1 protein-coding gene is annotated in these 1,326 nt (G+C 66.4%); it reads right to left on the bottom strand.

The window, feature by feature from the left end; translation table 11 throughout:
* Positions 1–1,265, bottom strand: a 1,265-nt coding sequence (locus ACXMYJ_RS29120) for an HNH endonuclease signature motif containing protein (protein WP_460359546.1), incomplete at its 3' end; no start/stop codon positions are given.
* Positions 1,266–1,326 lie beyond the last annotated feature (61 nt).

Below are 1,326 nucleotides of genomic sequence, written 5' to 3'. Positions count from 1 at the left end.
CGGGTTCTGGTCCGTCGCGGCATCATCGCCGCCTTGTCCGGCGCCTCCGCGGGCACGTCAACATCGGGCAGGGCCGCCGACGGTGTCGCCAAGGTCGGAAACAACAGTCCGCCAAGCGGTTCGGTGACATAGACATGCCCAGTCGGGGCGGTCAGCACGACCGTGCCGTCACGGCGCTGCTCGTCACGCCAGCCGTACACCCCGGTGAGGAACGTCTTGATCACATGATGGGTACGGCAGTAATGCTTGAGCCCTGAAGCATGCGTGACCCCGAACGGCCACCGCGTCGTATGGTCGACATCGCAGCGCTCCACCGGGGCGTCGCAACCCGGGAACCGGCAGGTCAAATCCCGCCACTGCAGGAAATCCTTCAACCCGGCCGAGGGCCGATACCCCTTCTCCGGTGCGGCGGCAGGCAATCGCACCGGCGTGAGCTTCGCCGTCTTGGCCGCGGCACGAACCTCCTCGGCCGGCAGCACCCCGAACCCCGACAGGTATCCCGCCCTATCGCCGTCTCCGTCCACCGTGGCCTGCTCGGCAAGGATGTGGATGACCACCTGCACCGCGGACTCCCGCAGCACCCCCGCCGCGCAATCCTGGGCGCCGCACTCACAAATCAGGCTCGACTCCCCACGCCCCAACGCCCCCGCCGCGTCGGCCCGCAGATTGTTGTGCGAGCGCGGGTCATTACCGCACACCGTGGCAGCGATCGCCTCCAGACGCTGATCCAGCGCCGCGGCATCGCGGGCATTGAGCACTCCCCCGGCAAAGGCCATCCCCGGCACATCCGGTGTCACATCAAAGTAGCGGTTGTCCTTGGCCACCGGCGGCACCCGCACCGCAGCCGGATCGAAATCGGCCACATACAGATCCACCCGGTCCCGAAGCTTGTTCTTGGACAACCGCATCCACCGCGACAACCTCGCAGCGATGGCTGCATCGAGAGCGCCGATCACGTCGTCCTCAACGTTCTCGGTGCGGGTCAGCACCGTCTGCACCATGCGGAAATCGACATCGCCACGGGCGAACGCTTCGGCGACCTTGGGCAACCGGGTGTACAACGACACCGCCATCTGCACCTGGTTCCTGGACCGAGACCGGCTGATGTTCTGCGCGGCCGACACCTCAGCCGCCACCGCCTCATACACGTCGGTGTGATGAAAGCCGGCATCGGCGTAATCACGCTGGCGACAGTGGAACAACACAGCCACAGCTTCAAGCCGCTGCGCGATCGCCGCCGACTCGGCACGCGCCGCCGAACCCATCGCCTCGATAAGCTCCCGCGGCTCGACACCCTCGAACATACCTTCGATTATGGCAGGCAGC

This window comes from Mycobacterium sp. ZZG (assembly GCF_054786995.1).
This window is presented reverse-complemented; position numbering and strand designations above follow the sequence as displayed.